At 70.2% G+C, this 14,829-nt stretch carries 11 protein-coding genes and 3 pseudogenes; 2 read left to right on the top strand and 12 right to left on the bottom strand.

Annotated elements, in window-relative coordinates:
• Nucleotides 1-165: 165 nt before the first annotated feature.
• Nucleotides 166-1,097, bottom strand: a pseudogene (locus AOK01_RS37840) (S1 family peptidase); the annotation flags it as partial.
• A gap of 285 nt (nucleotides 1,098-1,382) precedes the next feature.
• On the bottom strand, nucleotides 1,383-2,453 hold the full coding sequence (locus AOK01_RS37845; RefSeq protein ID WP_055519826.1) for a slipin family protein: 1,071 nt from the start codon (nucleotides 2,451-2,453) through the stop codon (nucleotides 1,383-1,385).
• A gap of 106 nt (nucleotides 2,454-2,559) precedes the next feature.
• Here AOK01_RS37845 and AOK01_RS37850 point away from each other — a divergent pair, with 106 nt between their 5' ends.
• Nucleotides 2,560-3,423 (top strand): alpha/beta fold hydrolase, encoded by an 864-nt coding sequence (locus AOK01_RS37850; RefSeq protein WP_055519828.1) that lies wholly within the window; start codon nucleotides 2,560-2,562, stop codon nucleotides 3,421-3,423.
• Nucleotides 3,424-3,565: 142 nt separating this feature from the next.
• Here the strand turns inward: AOK01_RS37850 and AOK01_RS37855 are convergent, their stop codons facing one another.
• From AOK01_RS37855 to AOK01_RS37885, 8 genes and pseudogenes are all read right to left on the bottom strand, one after another.
• Nucleotides 3,566-4,468, bottom strand: coding sequence for a S1 family peptidase (locus tag AOK01_RS37855; protein ID WP_055519829.1), 903 nt, complete (start codon nucleotides 4,466-4,468; stop codon nucleotides 3,566-3,568).
• 271 nt (nucleotides 4,469-4,739) lie between these two features.
• Nucleotides 4,740-4,932 (bottom strand): annotated as a pseudogene (locus AOK01_RS45850) (DUF1684 domain-containing protein); the annotation flags it as partial.
• Between the two features lie 61 nt (nucleotides 4,933-4,993).
• A complete protein-coding gene (locus AOK01_RS37860; RefSeq protein ID WP_055519832.1) occupies nucleotides 4,994-5,920 on the bottom strand; it encodes an LLM class flavin-dependent oxidoreductase in 927 nt (308 codons plus the stop codon).
• Between the two features lie 120 nt (nucleotides 5,921-6,040).
• Nucleotides 6,041-7,012 carry an ABC transporter substrate-binding protein gene (locus tag AOK01_RS37865; RefSeq protein WP_055519834.1) on the bottom strand — a complete coding sequence of 324 codons (972 nt, stop codon included), beginning with the start codon at nucleotides 7,010-7,012 and terminating at the stop codon, nucleotides 6,041-6,043.
• Nucleotides 7,013-7,071: 59 nt separating this feature from the next.
• Nucleotides 7,072-7,824, bottom strand: coding sequence for an amino acid ABC transporter ATP-binding protein (locus AOK01_RS37870; protein ID WP_055519847.1), 753 nt, complete (start codon nucleotides 7,822-7,824; stop codon nucleotides 7,072-7,074).
• A gap of 68 nt (nucleotides 7,825-7,892) precedes the next feature.
• Nucleotides 7,893-8,774: an amino acid ABC transporter permease gene (locus AOK01_RS37875; RefSeq protein ID WP_055519836.1), complete on the bottom strand. Its 882-nt coding sequence runs from the start codon at nucleotides 8,772-8,774 to the stop codon at nucleotides 7,893-7,895.
• A gap of 124 nt (nucleotides 8,775-8,898) precedes the next feature.
• The gene (locus tag AOK01_RS37880) at nucleotides 8,899-10,704 is read right to left on the bottom strand and encodes an FAD/NAD(P)-binding protein (RefSeq protein ID WP_190853477.1); all 1,806 of its coding nucleotides are present in this window, start codon (nucleotides 10,702-10,704) and stop codon (nucleotides 8,899-8,901) included.
• A 517-nt stretch (nucleotides 10,705-11,221) separates the two neighbouring features.
• Nucleotides 11,222-12,409 (bottom strand): DUF5685 family protein, encoded by a 1,188-nt coding sequence (locus AOK01_RS37885; protein ID WP_055519839.1) that lies wholly within the window; start codon nucleotides 12,407-12,409, stop codon nucleotides 11,222-11,224.
• A gap of 325 nt (nucleotides 12,410-12,734) precedes the next feature.
• On the opposite strand from AOK01_RS37885, the gene AOK01_RS37890 reads away from it, so the two are divergent.
• Complete coding sequence (locus AOK01_RS37890) at nucleotides 12,735-13,178, top strand: cell division protein SepF (RefSeq protein WP_055519841.1); 444 nt, start codon at nucleotides 12,735-12,737, stop codon at nucleotides 13,176-13,178.
• A gap of 10 nt (nucleotides 13,179-13,188) precedes the next feature.
• Here the strand turns inward: AOK01_RS37890 and AOK01_RS37895 are convergent, their stop codons facing one another.
• Together AOK01_RS37895 and AOK01_RS45855 are read right to left on the bottom strand one after the other, a co-directional pair.
• On the bottom strand, nucleotides 13,189-14,412 hold the full coding sequence (locus AOK01_RS37895; protein WP_055519843.1) for an acyl-CoA dehydrogenase family protein: 1,224 nt from the start codon (nucleotides 14,410-14,412) through the stop codon (nucleotides 13,189-13,191).
• A gap of 239 nt (nucleotides 14,413-14,651) precedes the next feature.
• Nucleotides 14,652-14,829 (bottom strand): annotated as a pseudogene (locus tag AOK01_RS45855) (MFS transporter); the annotation flags it as partial.

Here is a 14,829-nt window from a genome sequence, read left to right on the forward strand (position 1 = left end):
CCCCCCCCCAACGCGACAACGCAACAACGCAACAACGCGAGAGCCCCGCCCCCACCAGACAGGTGGAAGCGGGGCTCACACAAAACAGGCAACCCGGCGGAGCCGTCAGCCGATCTCCGTCCCCGTCGCCGACAACGCCTCAGTCACCGGCTGGAAGAACGTCNNGCGCAGACGTCGGTCTGGATGAGCCCGTTGACGATGTCACCGCTGCCGTAGTTCACGGTGGCGTCGAGACCGGTGACCGTCCCGTCGTGGACCTGGGTCGTCGACCCGCTGCGGGTGACCTCCATACCCACGGTGGCCTCCGCCGCGCCGGAAATCTGCTGCGCGGAACCGTTGTAGAGGTTCACCTCGCTCGGGTGGTCCACGTCCGCGGTGTACTTCACCAGGCCGTAGTCGTTGTCGGGGAAGCTGGAGTCCGCGTTCTCGCCGATCACCGTGCCGGAGGAGTCGGACCAGCTGGTGATCGCCTCGGTGCAGTGCCCGGCGGTGAGGAAGAACGGCTCGCCGCCCTTGACCACGTTGAAGCCGAGCGAGCAGCGGCCGCCGCCACCGGTGATGGCGTCACCGCCGGCCACGAAGGGCTTGAACTCCCCCTTCGTCCGCTTGAGTTCGGTCGTGCCGCCGAGCCCGTCGACGACCTTCGACAGCTTGGTCAGCTCGGCGCCGGTGACCGTGCGGTCCGCGGTGACGACGACCTTGTTGGTCGACGGGTCGACCGCCCACGAGGTGCCGGGGATGGTCGCGTCCTGCTTCAGCGTCGTACGGGCGCTCTTCAGCTCCGCGAGGGAGTTCTCGACGATTCTGGCCTTGGCGCCGGCCGCCTCGACGGTGTCGGCCGCGGTCTCGTCGAGGACGTTCACGACGAGGCTCTTGGCCTTCGCGTCGTAATACGTTCCCGCCGCGTCGGTGCCGAGGTCCTTGCCGAGTGTCGAGGCGAGATTTCCGGCCGCCGTGACCGAGAGGATCTTGAGCTCGGGAGCGGACGCGTTCTCACTCGCGTTCGCACTCTGCAAGGTGATTCCGCCCACGACCAGTGCGGCGATGCCCGCGCCTGCCGCGGCGACCCGCCGCTTGGGTATGCGTCGGTGCTTCAACTTGTGTCCTCCTGTGGGGGGTCGGACGCGGCGGTTGTGGGGACCAGCGCGCCCGAGAGGTGTACGGCAAGGGAGACGACTCATAAAAAAAGCCGCGTCCATGCCAACGGACACCGCCCACTATTCCTAGGCCGCCCAGGAGCACACAAGGTCGACTTCAGGACGCGCACACTACAATCACCGCGCGCCCCCACATGGTTTACGCGCGTTGACAAGCCACCGTCACACCACGTCGGTCCCCATCGCAAATACTACGAGCGAGTAACTAACGTCATTCCGTGAGGTCTAGTCCTGTCCGGATTTCGACCCTCCGAAGCCCGGGTCCAACGGCGCCTCGACGGGCGGCAGTTGCTCCTGCATCGATTGCTGCCACTGAGCCAGCAGCTGTTGCGCCTGCGCCGACAGGTCCTGCGGCCGGATCGACTGCTGCGGCGACTGCGGCGTCGACTGCTGCTCGGGCCCGGGCAGTGACTGCGGGGACTCGGACAGCGACGGCTGATTCTCGGCCGCCGGCCGGGGCGCCTGATGCGTGGAATCCGCCACCTGCTGCCGCGCCGGTTGCGCCACCTGTTGCTGAGCCGGCTGCGGCTGCGGTGCCGGCTGCGCCCGCTCCAGGAACCTCAGCAGCTCGACCGGGAAGGGCAGCACGAGCGTGGAGTTCTTCTCGGCCGCGACCGCCACCACGGTCTGCAGCAGCCGCAGCTGGAGCGCGGCGGGCTGCTCCGACATCACTCCGGCGGCTTCCGCCAGTTTCTTGGAGGCCTGCAGTTCGGCGTCCGCGTTGATGACCCGGGCCCGCCGTTCACGGTCGGCCTCCGCCTGGCGTGCCATGGACCGCTTCATCGTCTCCGGCAGCGACACGTCCTTGATCTCGACGCGGTCGATGGAGACACCCCACTCCACGGCCGGACTGTCGATCATCAACTCCAGGCCCTGGTTCAGCTTCTCGCGGTTGGAGAGCAGGTCGTCCAGCTCGCTCTTGCCGATGATCGAGCGCAGCGACGTCTGTGCCATCTGCGAGACCGCGAACCGGTAGTCCTCGACCTTGATGACCGCGTCGGCGGCGGACACCACCTTGAAGTAGATGACGGCGTCCACGCGCACCGTGACGTTGTCCCGGGTGATGCCGTCCTGTCCGGGCACCGGCATGGTCACGATCTGCATGTTGACCTTCTGAAGCCGGTCCACGAAGGGCACGATCAGGGTGAATCCCGGACCGCGCACCCCGGATCGCAGCCTTCCGAGCCGGAGCACCACTCCACGCTCGTATTGTTTGACGACTCGGGCCGCGGCCATCGCGTACACCACTCCGACGGACGCGAGCGTCACTCCCGCCGTCACCAGCTCCTCGATCATGACGACCCCCAGGGTCCGTATCGGGCGCGCAAGGCGTGTACTTCGACGGTAACTCCGGTGCGGAGTCATGGGGAGATGGAGGACAGAGGTGCCGAGCGGGATACGGATGCGGGACGGACGGCGGCTGGCGTTCGAGGAGTGGGGCGACCCGGACGGCACGCCGGTGGTGCTGCTGCACGGCACACCGGGCTGCCGGCTCGGGGTGGTGCCGCACGACATGATCGAGGCACGGCCCGGGGTGCGGTTCATCGCGTACGACCGCCCCGGGTACGGGGACTCCGACCGCGGTCCCGGCCGCCGGGTGGCGCAGGCCGCCCGGGACGTGGCCGCGCTGGCCGACGCGCTCGGGCTCGACCGGTTCGCGGTCCTCGGCCGGTCGGGCGGCGCCCCGCACGCGCTGGCCTGCGCGGCGCTGCTGCCGACCCGGGTACGGCGGGCCGCCGTGCTGGCGAGCCTCGCGCCGCCCGCCGGTGAGGGGCTGAAGTGGTTCGAGGGGATGGCGGCGTCCAACGTCGAGGAGTTCACCCGGGCGCTGACCGACCCCGTGGACTTCGCGGACCGGCTCGCCTCGCGGGCCGCCGAGATCCGGGCGGACCCGGCCCAGCTCCTCGCGTCGGTCCGGGACGGCCTCACCGACTCCGACCGGCGGATCGTCTCCGCCCCGGCCATGAGCGACATGCTGTTGCGCAACTACCGTGAGGCGCTGCGCACTTCGGCGTACGGCTGGCTCGACGACACCCTCGCGCTGCTGAGCCACTGGGGCTTCGACCCGGCGCGGATCACCCGGCCCGTGCTGCTGTGGCACGGCGCCGAGGACACCTTCTCGCCGGTGGGCCACTTCGAGTGGCTGGCCCGGCACATCCCCCGCGCCCGCCCCGTCCTGGAGCCGGAGGCGGGTCATTTCTCGGCGCTGGAGGCACTCCCGGACATACTGGACTGGCTGTGCGCGACACCACGGACCGACGGGTGAGCCGGAACGGAACGAAACGGCCCACGGGACGAGCCCCCGCACCGCGGACGACGCGGTGCGGGGGCTCGTCCTGCCGACTGCAGTCAGGCCACGCGGATATCGCTTTGGTGCGTACCGATCTGCCTACCGATCTGCCTACCGATCAGAAGACGTTGACGCCGTAGGCGCTCAGGGCCTCGGTGACCGGCTGGAAGAACGTGGTGCCGCCGGAGCTGCAGTTGCCGCTGCCGCCCGAGGTCAGACCGTAGGCGACACCGTTGCTGCCGTAGAGCGGACCGCCGGAGTCGCCGGGCTCGGCGCAGACCGTGGTCTGGATCATGCCGTAGACGACGTCGCCGCCGCCGTAGTTGACGGTCGCGTTGAGAGCGGTCACGCGTCCGGTGTGCGTGCCGGTGGTGGAACCGGTGCGGATGACGTTGGTGTTCACGCTCGGGGTGGCGGCGCTGGTGATGTCCACGCTGCCGGCGGTGCCGGACTTGGTGACCGAGGTGTTGGTGTAGCGCACCAGCCCGTAGTCGTTGGTCGGGAAGCTGGAGCCGGACGTCGTACCGAGGGTGGTCGTGTGCCCGGAGTTGGACCACCAGGTGCCCGCGCCGTCGGTGCAGTGACCGGCGGTCACGAAGTAGTCCGTGCTGCCGCTACGGACGTTGAAGCCGAGCGAGCAGCGCCAGCTACTCGCATAGATGGCGTCGCCACCTTTGATCAGTTTGTTGATTTTGCCTGGAGTCTGCTTGATCTCCAGGGCACCGGCATTGCTGCCCGCGGCCCGCTTGATCTTCGCGATCTCCGCCTTGGAGACCGTGCTGTCGACCGTGACGAGGACCTTGCCGGTCTTCGCGTCGGTCGCCCAGGCGGTACCCGGCACATCGGCCTTGAGCACCGATGAGTTGGCGCTCTTCAGCTGGGACGTGGTGAACGTCGATGCGTCGCTCGCGTTCGCCGCGGGGACGGTGAACGCGGCCGCGGCCACGAGTCCGGTGGTCACGGCGATCAGCCGGGTCCGTCTCGCTATGCCGCTACGGGGGGTGGTGCGCTTGGTCCTCACTGTTCGTTCCCTCCAAAGGGAAGTCGGGGGCCCGCGTGGGGTCGGGGCCCGTGAGGCGCACGCCAGAGGCAGATTGTCCGGATTCCGAACATGCCGTGCCCCTGACAAGCGCTGGGGGGAGTATTTGGCCGCGCACCCGAAGGACGCAAGGGTGCCTTTCGGCCGTGCGGCGTTCAACTTGCGTATTCCCCAGGGGGGTTGCCCCCGTCGGGGCCGATGTGTGGATTCTGTGCGGATTGCCGGAGTGGATCGCGTTCCCGGCCGCGGTCTCCGCCGCGGTCCCCGCGCTCAGGGTATTTCCCGGCGGCGGGAATGGGCAGATGAAGGGGTCCGCGAACGCACACGGCGGAAGCGGGGCCCGCCTCGAAGTGCACCGTCGTACGCCCCTGCGCGTCGGGCGCCGCCGGTCGCGGAAACCGGCGCCGGCAACTGCCGCGCCCGCTCGTGGCATCGCCGAAAAACGCCCGTGTTTCCCGTGCTATGAGTCCGCGGTGCCGCCGAAGGACGGCCGGTCCCACGCCTCGGTCACAGTCTGGCGGGCCGGGCCAGCCCCAGGTGCTCGCGGAGGGTGCCGCCCGGGTAGAAGGTGCGGAACAGCCCGCGGTGCTGAAGCAGCGCGATCGTGCCGTTGACCAGGCGTTCCAGGTCTCGGCGGGGCTCGACGGGGATGAGGTGGAAGCCGTCGGCGGCGCCGGTCTCGTGCCAGCGGGCGATCAGTTCGGCGAGGTCGACGGGACCCCCGCGGTACAGCGGGCCCTGCGCGGTCTGCCGGGGGCCGCCTCCGCCGTGGCCCCGCTCGGCCGCGCGCTCGCCGTCACCGAGGTCGACGGTGAGGGCGGCCAGGACACGCAGCTCGTCCGGGTCACGGCCCTGTGCGAGTGCCGCGGCGTGCAACTCGGCCCGTACCGCGCCGACCTGTGCCGGGTTCGCGCCCCGGACCAGTGCCACGTCCGCGTACCGGGCCGCGGTCGCCCGGGCATGCCGGTCCGTGGCGTCGACGACTCGTACCGGGTACCCCTGCGCGGGTCGCGGCATGGTCGAGGGACCGCGTACGGAGAAGGTGTCGCCCTCGAAGTCGACATGGTGCGGCTTGTCGCGGTCGACGAAGCGACCGGTCGACACGTCGATACACCAGCCGGCCCGCCCGTGGCTCACCCGGTCGAGGGTCGCCACGGCGGCCTGGACGTGGGCGGCCTGGACGTGGAACGGCTCGGTGTGCGGGGTGGTGACGGTCGGCACCAGGCCGATGCGTTTCGTGGCGGGCGCGACCCGTGCCAGCACGTCGAACGCGTCGAGCCCGGGCCGCGCGAAGGTGTCGCCCAGTGTCACGAAGTCGAACGTGCCGCGCTCGGCGAGCCGCGTCAGTTCGACATAGGCCGAGACATCGGGGGCCGCCTCCTGATCGATGGCTGCGGCCAGGTGCAGCAGCCCCCGGCCGTGCGGTGCTGTCATGGGAAGGAGAGCCTTTCTGGGGGGCTCCCGACCGCCGCCGCGACGAGCGGCCGCAGCGGCGCGGGATCGGTGACACGGGAGCAAGCCGGATCGGTGGAGGCGGTGGGGGCGGGGCCGGTGTCAGATCTTCGGCAGGCCCGGCGGGTTGATCTCCGACTTCGGCACGGCCTCGGTCGCCAGGCCCCACCTCTTGAGCACGCGCGCGTAACTGCCGTCCTCGATCACGTGGTTGACGGCCGCCGCGTACGCGTCGACGAGCCCGCTGCCCTTCCTCGTGGTCGCGGCGATCTTGCCCTGGAGGTCGTCCCCGGCCCCCGAGAGCGTGCCGATGATCTCCGACTGCTCCGCGCTGGCCACGTGGTACGCGGCGGACGGGCTCGGGCCCAGATAGGCGTCGATACGGCCCGACTGGAGGGCCAGGTAGTAGTCCGTGTCCTTCTGGAAGTACTTGATCGTGATGCCCTTGCGGCCCGCCTTCTCGTTCTGCTTGCTCCAGTCGACGAGGATCTTCTCCTGGTTGGTGCCGGAGGCGACGGCGATCGTCCTGCCCGCGGCGTCCTCCGGGCTTTCGACCTTCCAGCCGCTGCCCTTCTTCGCCTCGAACGCGATGTTGTCGAGACGGTAGGTGGCGAAGTCGTACTTCTCCTTGCGCTCCTCGGTGACGGTGACGTTCGAGAAGACGGCGTCGAACTTGCCGCTGTCCAGGCCGACGAAGAGGTTCTCCCAGGAGACCTCGTCGTTGTCGAGCTTGAGGCCGAGGGTGTCGGCGACGAGGGTCGCGAGGTCGATCTCGGAGCCGATTCTCGTCTTGTCGTCGGTCGCGTAGAAGCCGAGTGGCGGTGACGCGTCGGCGCTCTGGCCTAGCCTCAGCGTGCCGCGCTCGCGGATCGCCGCCGGGACGAGCGCGGCGATCTCGTCGGCCTTCTTGCCACGGATCCGGTGCTGGTCCGGGCCGATGTTGACGCCGCCGACCTTCTTGGTTCCGGACGAGCCCGTACCGGTCGCCGCGTCGCTGTCACCGCCGCAGGCGCTGAGCAGCGGGGCGACGACGAGTGCGGCGACGGCTGCGGCGAGGGTGCGTCGGGATGTCATGAGTGAACTCCTGGGCTGAGAGGGGTGGTTGTGGTTGCGCGGGTCACGGACGGGGACGGTCAGAGGACCTTGGAGAGGAAGGCGCGGGTGCGTTCGTGCCTCGGTGTGTCGAGTGCGTCGCCGGGGGCGCCCTGTTCGACGATGCGGCCGTCGTCCATGAAGACGACGGTGTCGGCGACCTCACGGGCGAAGCCGATCTCGTGCGTGACGACGATCATCGTGGTGCCCTGGTGGGCCAGGTCCTTGATGACGTCGAGGACTTCGCCGACCAGCTCGGGGTCGAGCGCGGACGTCGGCTCGTCGAAGAGGAGCAGCCTGGGCTCCAGGGCGAGCGCCCGGGCGATGGCCACGCGCTGCTGCTGTCCGCCGGACAGCTGCTTCGGGTAGGCGTCGGCCTTCTCGGCGAGCCCGACCCGGTCGAGCAGCCTGCGGGCCGCCGCCGTGACGTCTTTGCGGGGCCGCCTCAGCGCGGACACCGGGGCCTCGACGATGTTCTCCAGCACCGTGAGATGCGGAAAGAGGTTGAAGTTCTGGAAGACGAACCCGATCCGGGTGCGCTGTCTGAGGATCTCGCGCTCGCGCAGCTCGTAGAGCTTGTCGCCGGAGCGCCGGTAGCCGATCAGCGAGCCGTCCACGCTGATCCAGCCCTGGTCGACCTTCTCCAGGTGGTTGATGGTGCGCAGCAGAGTGGACTTGCCGGAGCCGGAGGGGCCGAGGACGACGGTGACCTCGCCGACGCGCACCTGGAGGTCGACTCCCTTGAGCACTTCCAGCGAACCGAAGCTCTTGTGCACGGACCTGACATCGACCATGGGCAGGGCCGCCTCATCGGTCGTCGCGCCGTTCGTTCCGTCGGCCGGCGCGGGGGTGGTGGGCGCGCTCATCGGGTGCTTCCCTTCGCGAAGTGCCGTTCCACGTAGTGCTGGAGGATGGAGAGCGCGGTGGTCAGGAGGATGTACCAGGCCGTCGCGACCATGAGCAGCGGTACGACCCGGCCGTTGCGTCCGTAGATGACCTGGACCTGGTAGAAGAGTTCGCCGATCGCCATGACGGAGACGATCGAGGTGCCCTTGAAGAGGGAGATCACCTCGTTGGCGGCGTTCGGCAGGATGGAGCGCATCGCCTGCGGCAGCACGATCCGCCGGATCTGCCGCAGCCGGGGGATGCCGAGCGCGGCGGCGGCCTCCAACTGCCCGCTGTCGACGGCCAGTACGCCCCCGCGCACGATCTCCGCGGCGTACGCGGCCTGGTGCAGGGCGAGCCCCAGGACGGCCGCGCTCATCGCGCCGACCAGACCCATCGTGTCGAAGGTGAAGAAGCCGGGCCCGAAGGGGATACCGAACTCCAGCTCCTTGTAGAGATAGGCGAGGTTGAACCAGAACAGCAGCTGCACGATCAGCGGGATGGACCGGAACGCCCAGATGTACGCGAAGGAGACGGCGTTCAGGAACGCGCTGTCGGACAGCCGCATGAAAGCGAGCACGATCCCGAGCGCGAAGCCCAACGCCGTGCCGTAGACGGTGAGTTGAAGGGTGACCCAGACCGCCTTGAGCACCACTTCGGCGGTGAAGAACTCGGCGAACACCTCCCATTCCCAGCCGGAGTTGGTGGCGAGCCCGTGGACGAACTGGGCGAGCAGCACGGCGGTCACGACGACGGCGGCCCAGCGCCAGGGGTGCCGGACGGGCACCACCTTGAGCGCGCCGTAGTCCTCCGGCTCGGCCGGCGCCTTGGCAAGGGGTGGATCACTGGTCAGCGACATGGGGTCCTCGGGGCGGGAGAAGGGAGCGGATGCGCGGTGCGGGCGCGGGTACCGGTGCGGGCGCCGGGTACGAGCGGCTGCACGGGTACGAGTGGCGGGTGCGGCGGCGGTTACGCGGCGGCGATTACGCGGCTGTGGCCCGACAGGAGAGGTCGCGCAGGAAGGCGAGCGCGGCGCGCGCCGTGGCGTCGTTCTGCCGGAAGGCGGGCCCTCCGGTACGCGGCCGGGTGAACGCGCCGGAACCCCGGGCGTCGGTGTGCGGTCCGAGCGCGAACCGCCGCGGGTGCGGGACGCCGGACCGGTCCAGGACGCGTCCGTCGGCGGGGTCCACGGCGAGCAGGCCCTCGGGCGTCGCGGCGGCCCCTTCGGCGTACAGCTCGCGCAGCAGGGTGTCCCGGGTCCGCTCGACCGTGGGGTGCGGCAGCCGTGCCTCGACGAGCGCGCGGGCCTCGACGTGCTCCCCGGGCACGGTGGCGCTGGTGGCCCGGAAGACTCCGTCCGAGGCCGACACGGTCATGCCGGCGCCGAGGAAGTTCAGTACTCCGGCCCGGGACAGGGCGAGCAGTTGCCGCAGCCTCGGTCCGGGCGGCCCCGACGCGAGGTAGCTGAAGAAGCCGTGCCACCAGGGCCCGATGTCGCCGAGCCGCACCAACTGCCCGTAGACGGACAGGAGTCCGAGGAAGACCGCCAGGTCCGGGCTGCCCGCGGGGTCGTGACGTCGCCTCAGGTCCTCCTCGACATAGGCCCGCAGGCCGTCCTGGAACGCGCCGTACGAGGCATGGCGTACCCCGGCCAGCGGGTGGTCGAGCGCGGCCAGGTCCAGGCGGTCGGCGGGGTCGGGCACGGCGGCGGCGACCAGGGCCCGGGTCTCTGCGCTGTCGGCGGCGGCGTACTTCTCGTACCTCTCCTCGAAGTCCGGCCAGGCCATGGCCGTGCGGTCGGGGTGCGCCGCGAACAGCCGGTGGTAGTGGGCGAAGCCGAGCTCCTTCTCGACGAGCGGCCACACGTCCCGCCGGAAGTCGAAGCCACCGGGACGCGCCAGCAGTTCGTCCACCTCGCCCGGCCCGAAGAAGCGTGGCAGCGGCGGACGCTCACCGGTCCAGTCGTAGCCGATCTTCGAGTGGTACGGCACCCCGCGCCGTGACCCGACGTGCAGCACGGGCTCGCGCCCGGACGCCCGGTACGTCAACTCCCCGTCGGCGCCGGTCTCGTAGCGTCCGCCGCGCCCTTCCGTGAGGAGGACCATCAGGTCGACGAAGGCGAGCCCGAAGCCGCGTACGAGCACGGGCTCGCCGGGGCCGAGGTTGGACAGGTCGCTGTCGGCGGTGAAGTCCGGCGGCAGGTGCACGAGGCCGTGGGCGCGGGCGTACGCCGCCAACCGGAGCTGTTCATCGTCGAGTTGCGCGTCGAGATGGCCGAGCGCGAGGACGACGAGGTCGGCGGGGAGCGGACGCGGCCTGCCGTCCAGCCACACCTGCTGACGCCCAGCGCGCGGGCCCTCGACCCGTACGGCGCGGTGCGGGTGGTGCCGGACGCGGATGCCCGGAGGGAGCGCGGCGACGGTCCGCTCGTACACCCAGCGCAGGTAGCCGCCCTGTCGCTGCCGGTCCGCGAAGACGCGTCCGTCGAGTTCGGCCCACTCGTGCAGGGTGGGGCCCTGCCGGACGGGTCCGGCCATGTCGACCGTCTCGTCGGTGAACATGGTGACGTCCTGGGCCTGCGAGTTCATCCACAGCAGCGGTGGCTGTTCCTCGCGCCAGATGCGTCCGCCGCCCGGCGGGAACGGATCGACGAGGTGCACGTCGAGGCCCGGCTCGCCAGGCCCCGAACCGGCGTACAGCTCGGGCGCGTTGGCGGCGATCCGCTCCAGCAGCCCGGTCCCTCGCGGTCCGGCCCCCACGATGACCAGCGACGGGCGCACCCCGCTCATCGCGTGAACTCCGCACCGCGCCGGTGGTGCCGCACGGCGCGGTATTGGCCGAGTCGGCGCAGGGGGACAGTGAGTGAGGGCATGGCGAAGGCTCCGTGATGCGTCGAGTCGAACACGGGTGGTGCCTTCACGCAGATCACGCAGATCACGCAGTCACGCCGGACGCCCGAGGGCGTCGTACGGCGTGCACGGCCGAGCCCCTCAGCAGGGCCGTCCGTTGAGAGTACGGGGGCGTTTCCCCGGCCTGTCAAGGCTGTCCACACTGTGAGCGGTACGTCTCACGTCAGTTGACGTGCACCCGAATGCCTGTTCCACTTATGCGCATGCATTTGCGGCAGTGGCTGGTCACGCGCTCCCACATCGACTTCGGTCGAGTGTGGTCCTCGTCCTGTTGAGCTGACCCCCTGCGCGCCCGAGCCCTTCGAGGGCGGGCGCCTTCCGTGTTCTCCGCACCTGCCCCCGGGCCTTCACACGCGCACCCCTCCCCTCGCGCTCCTCTCCCGTTCCTCCGGCTGTTTCAGCAGCTGCAATCACATCCGCACCCGTCACACCCGTCGCAGCAGTTCCCACAGCAGTCACCGCACTTCCCGCAGCAGTCGCAGCACTGACAGCAGTCGCCGCAGTTCTGACAGGTCGCCGGCTTGCGTTCCCCCGACCACGGGTCGGTGTACTCGCCGCAGCACACCTGGCACGTACAGGCCAGGCCCATCCACACGGCGCAGCCCGCGAGGAGTCCGCGCCGGTTGCGGTGCGGCGGCTCGGGCGGCGGCTGGGGCGGTCCGCCGGGCCCGGACGGCGCGTACGGGTTGCCCGGCGGCGGCCCGTACAGCTCGACGCCGTGCGAGCAGGACGTGGTGCCGAACACCCGGTCCACCGAGTTCCGCAGCTCGTGCGCGAGCAGTACGTGCGCGAGCTTCGGGTCCGTGAACTCGACGTCGCGCAGCGCGAGCCGTATCCCGTGCAGCGCGTCGTCGGCGAGCCGCCTGGCTTCCGGCAGGGACGCCCCGGTGGCGGTCAGCGGGTTCCAGGCCCCCGCCGCGGCGTCGGCCTCCCTGTCCTCCACGGCGTCCAGCAGGTGGGCGAGGCGTCCGAAGAGCCGGCCGGCCTCGGCGAGCGGCTCCGCGTTGCCCGGCCGGCCGGCCAGGACCGCGGTGTGCGCGAAGGCCGCGGCGGTCGCGGTCTCGGTCGGCTCGGTGACGGTCAGCAGTGGCGTACCGGGCCCGGCGAGCGTCTCGATGCCCACCTGCCGGTCCACGGCGTCGATCAGCACGGCCGTGTCGAACCCGACGTCGGAGCCGGTCCGGGCGCCGGCCCGGCCCCAGTTCGCGGCGACCCGGCGCGCGGCGAGCGCCACAGGCCGGCGCGCCAACAGTCCGTCCCCGTCGGCCATGTGGTCGCGCATCTTCGCCGAGGCGAGCACCAGCGACACGGCGGCGGCGAGCCGCGCACCCTCGCCCTGAGCGACCGACGCGGTGCGCATTCCGCGCAGCGGACAGGGCCCCGCCGTGCGCCGCCATTTTCCGTCGGGCGCGGCCTGAGCCTCCGTCAGAACCGATATCAGCAAGCCGTCGTAGTTCGTGACGACGCGTGCGAACTGCCCGTGGTCCCCACGCAGCGCGAGACACAACCCGCACAAATGCGCCATCCATTGGGTCTTGAGGTTCTCGCCCAGTCGATGACTGCAGGGCCTGACGATTCCGAACATACCGATCCCCCGTGATGTGTCCCGTGATGTGGCTGACGTCGAGCTGCGGCATCGTACCGACCGCCTCTTTCAGCGTGTCGATCACCGCTTCGTTCACCCGGACGCTCCAGCCGTCACCCGTCCGCCGCGAAGAATCATATTTCACTCTCAGTCAGCAGCGGTGTACCGCAGGACCCTTGGGGTACGCGGCCTCTCGACGTAATCGCTGTGCACCAGTACCGTCACGAAACCCCCGCGCGGCGTCTATCCCCTTGGCGCGACATCCGCATCATGGACGACCATGGGGATGCGGAAAGAAGAAAGACCGCTGTGAGAGGAGGCGTCCATGGGATCGGTGCGCAAGGCGAGTGCCTGGCTTGGCCTCGTCGACGACAACGATGACGAGCGTTACTACGACGACGACTACACCGACGGATCCGAGACCGGGAGCCGGGAGGTCTGGGTCACGGATCCGCGGGTCAAGGTGGCCTCGGAAGCGGCCGAGGAGAAGGGCCGCCGGATCGGCACGGTCACCCCGGACAGCTTCCGGGACGCCCGTGGCATCGGCGAGCTCTTCCGCGACGGCGTTCCCGTCATCATGAACCTCACGGCCATGGAGGCGGCCGACGCCAAGCGCGTCGTCGACTTCGCGGCCGGCCTGATCTTCGGCCTGCGCGGCTCGATCGAGCGCGTGTCGAACCGGGTTTTCCTGCTGACCCCCGCCGACACCGAGATCGTCAGCGGGGAGCCCGCCGCCCGTCGCACGGACGGCTTCTTCAACCAGAGCTGAGCAGGGCGGCTCACCGGAACGCGTCGAGCCCGGTGAGCGCCTTGCCCAGTACCAACTGGTGCATTTCGACGGTGCCTTCGTAGGTCAGCACCGATTCGAGGTTCGTCGCGTGGCGCATCACGGGGTATTCGAGCGAGATCCCGTTGGCGCCGAGGATCGTGCGTGCCGTACGGCAGATGTCGATGGCTTCTCGTACGTTGTTGAGCTTGCCGAAGCTGACCTGCTCGGGACGGAGCCGTCCCGCGTCCATGCGCCGGCCCAGGTGGTGGGCCAGCAGAATCCCCTTGTGCAGTTCGACCGCCATGTCGGCGAGCTTGGCCTGGGTGAGCTGGAATCCGCCGATGGGCCGCCCGAACTGTTCACGTGTCTTCGCGTACTCCACCGCCGCCTCGAAACTCGCCCGTGCGGCGCCCATCGCGCCCCACACGATTCCGTACCGGGCGTGCGAGAGACAGCTGAGCGGCCCCTTGAGCCCGGTGACCTCGGGCAGTACGGCGTCGGCGGGCAGCCGCACCTCGTCGAGCACCAGCTCGCTGGTGACGGACGCGCGCAGTGACCACTTGTGCTTGATCTCCGGCGCGGAGAAACCGGGGCTGTCGGTGGGCACGACGAATCCGCGGATCCCGTCATCGGTCCGCGCCCACACGACGGCCACTCCCGCGACCGACCCGTTGGTGATCCACATCTTGCGTCCGGTGAGGACCCAGTCCCCGCCGTCCCGCTCGGCGTGGGTGCGCATGGCGCCGGGGTCGGAACCGTGGTCGGGCTCGGTCAGGCCGAAGCAGCCGATGACCTCGCCGGAGGCCATCCGGGGCAGCCACTCCTGCTTCTGCTCCTCGCTGCCGAACCGGTGGATCGCGTACATCGCGAGCGATCCCTGCACGGAGACGAGCGAGCGGATTCCGGAGTCGGCGGCCTCCAGTTCCAGACAGGCGAGGCCGTACTGCACGGCGGACGCGCCGGCGCACCCGTATCCGTCGAGCGACATGCCGAGGGCGCCGATGCCGCCCAGTTCCCGCGCCAGCTCCCGGATGCCCGGCAGCTCCCCCTTCTCGTACCACTCGGCGACATACGGCAGCACCCGGTCCGCCGCCCACGCACGCACGGTGCTCCGGACGGCCAGCTCCTCCACGCTCAACAAGTCGTCGACACCGAGCGGATCGGCGGGGTCGAACGGCGGCAGCTTCGAGGAAGAGGAAGGACGAGAAGGAGGAGAAGGAGGGGAAGCGGACATGGCGAAGCCTCCGGCACGGAAAACTAGCACTGTTCATCAAGGACAGGCCCCGACGCTACGACGCGGCATGCCGCACGTCCAGATTCCCTCCCGCACGCCGCAGGCCCGGCAGCCGCGGTAGGCCCACACGACCCGCAGGCGCCGACGGCGGGACGCCCCACAGGAAACCCGCACGGGCCGAGCGGGCTTCACGGGCGGTGCGGGTGGGAAACTCCTGAAGCTCAGCCACCAACCGGCCGTCAGCCAACAGACTCGACCCGCACGGGTGCCCCGGCCCCCTCCCGAGGCCCAGGCACCACCACCACCGGCTCCCCACACTCCATGGCCCGGGGCAACCGCAGCGCCATCACCGCCCCCAGCAACAACAACCCCGCACTCACCAGCAACGTCACATGCAGCCCGTGCACGAACGCATGC

Origin of the sequence: Streptomyces aurantiacus (assembly GCF_001418335.1) — a bacterium.
Taxonomy (GTDB): domain Bacteria; phylum Actinomycetota; class Actinomycetes; order Streptomycetales; family Streptomycetaceae; genus Streptomyces; species Streptomyces aurantiacus.

Bases quoted from the DNA above. Each gene is read 5' to 3' on its own strand.
- AOK01_RS37845 (WP_055519826.1), bottom strand. From the start codon at position 2,453: ATGATCGAGGAGCTGGTGACGGCGGGAGTGACGCTCGCGTCCGTCGGA.
- AOK01_RS37850 (WP_055519828.1), top strand. From the start codon at position 2,560: ATGCGGGACGGACGGCGGCTGGCGTTCGAGGAGTGGGGCGACCCGGAC.
- AOK01_RS37860 (WP_055519832.1), bottom strand. From the start codon at position 5,920: ATGACAGCACCGCACGGCCGGGGGCTGCTGCACCTGGCCGCAGCCATC.
- AOK01_RS37865 (WP_055519834.1), bottom strand. From the start codon at position 7,012: ATGACATCCCGACGCACCCTCGCCGCAGCCGTCGCCGCACTCGTCGTC.
- AOK01_RS37870 (WP_055519847.1), bottom strand. From the start codon at position 7,824: ATGGTCGATGTCAGGTCCGTGCACAAGAGCTTCGGTTCGCTGGAAGTG.
- AOK01_RS37875 (WP_055519836.1), bottom strand. From the start codon at position 8,774: ATGTCGCTGACCAGTGATCCACCCCTTGCCAAGGCGCCGGCCGAGCCG.
- AOK01_RS37880 (WP_190853477.1), bottom strand. From the start codon at position 10,704: ATGAGCGGGGTGCGCCCGTCGCTGGTCATCGTGGGGGCCGGACCGCGA.
- AOK01_RS37885 (WP_055519839.1), bottom strand. From the start codon at position 12,409: ATGTTCGGAATCGTCAGGCCCTGCAGTCATCGACTGGGCGAGAACCTC.
- AOK01_RS37890 (WP_055519841.1), top strand. From the start codon at position 12,735: ATGGGATCGGTGCGCAAGGCGAGTGCCTGGCTTGGCCTCGTCGACGAC.
- AOK01_RS37895 (WP_055519843.1), bottom strand. From the start codon at position 14,412: ATGTCCGCTTCCCCTCCTTCTCCTCCTTCTCGTCCTTCCTCTTCCTCG.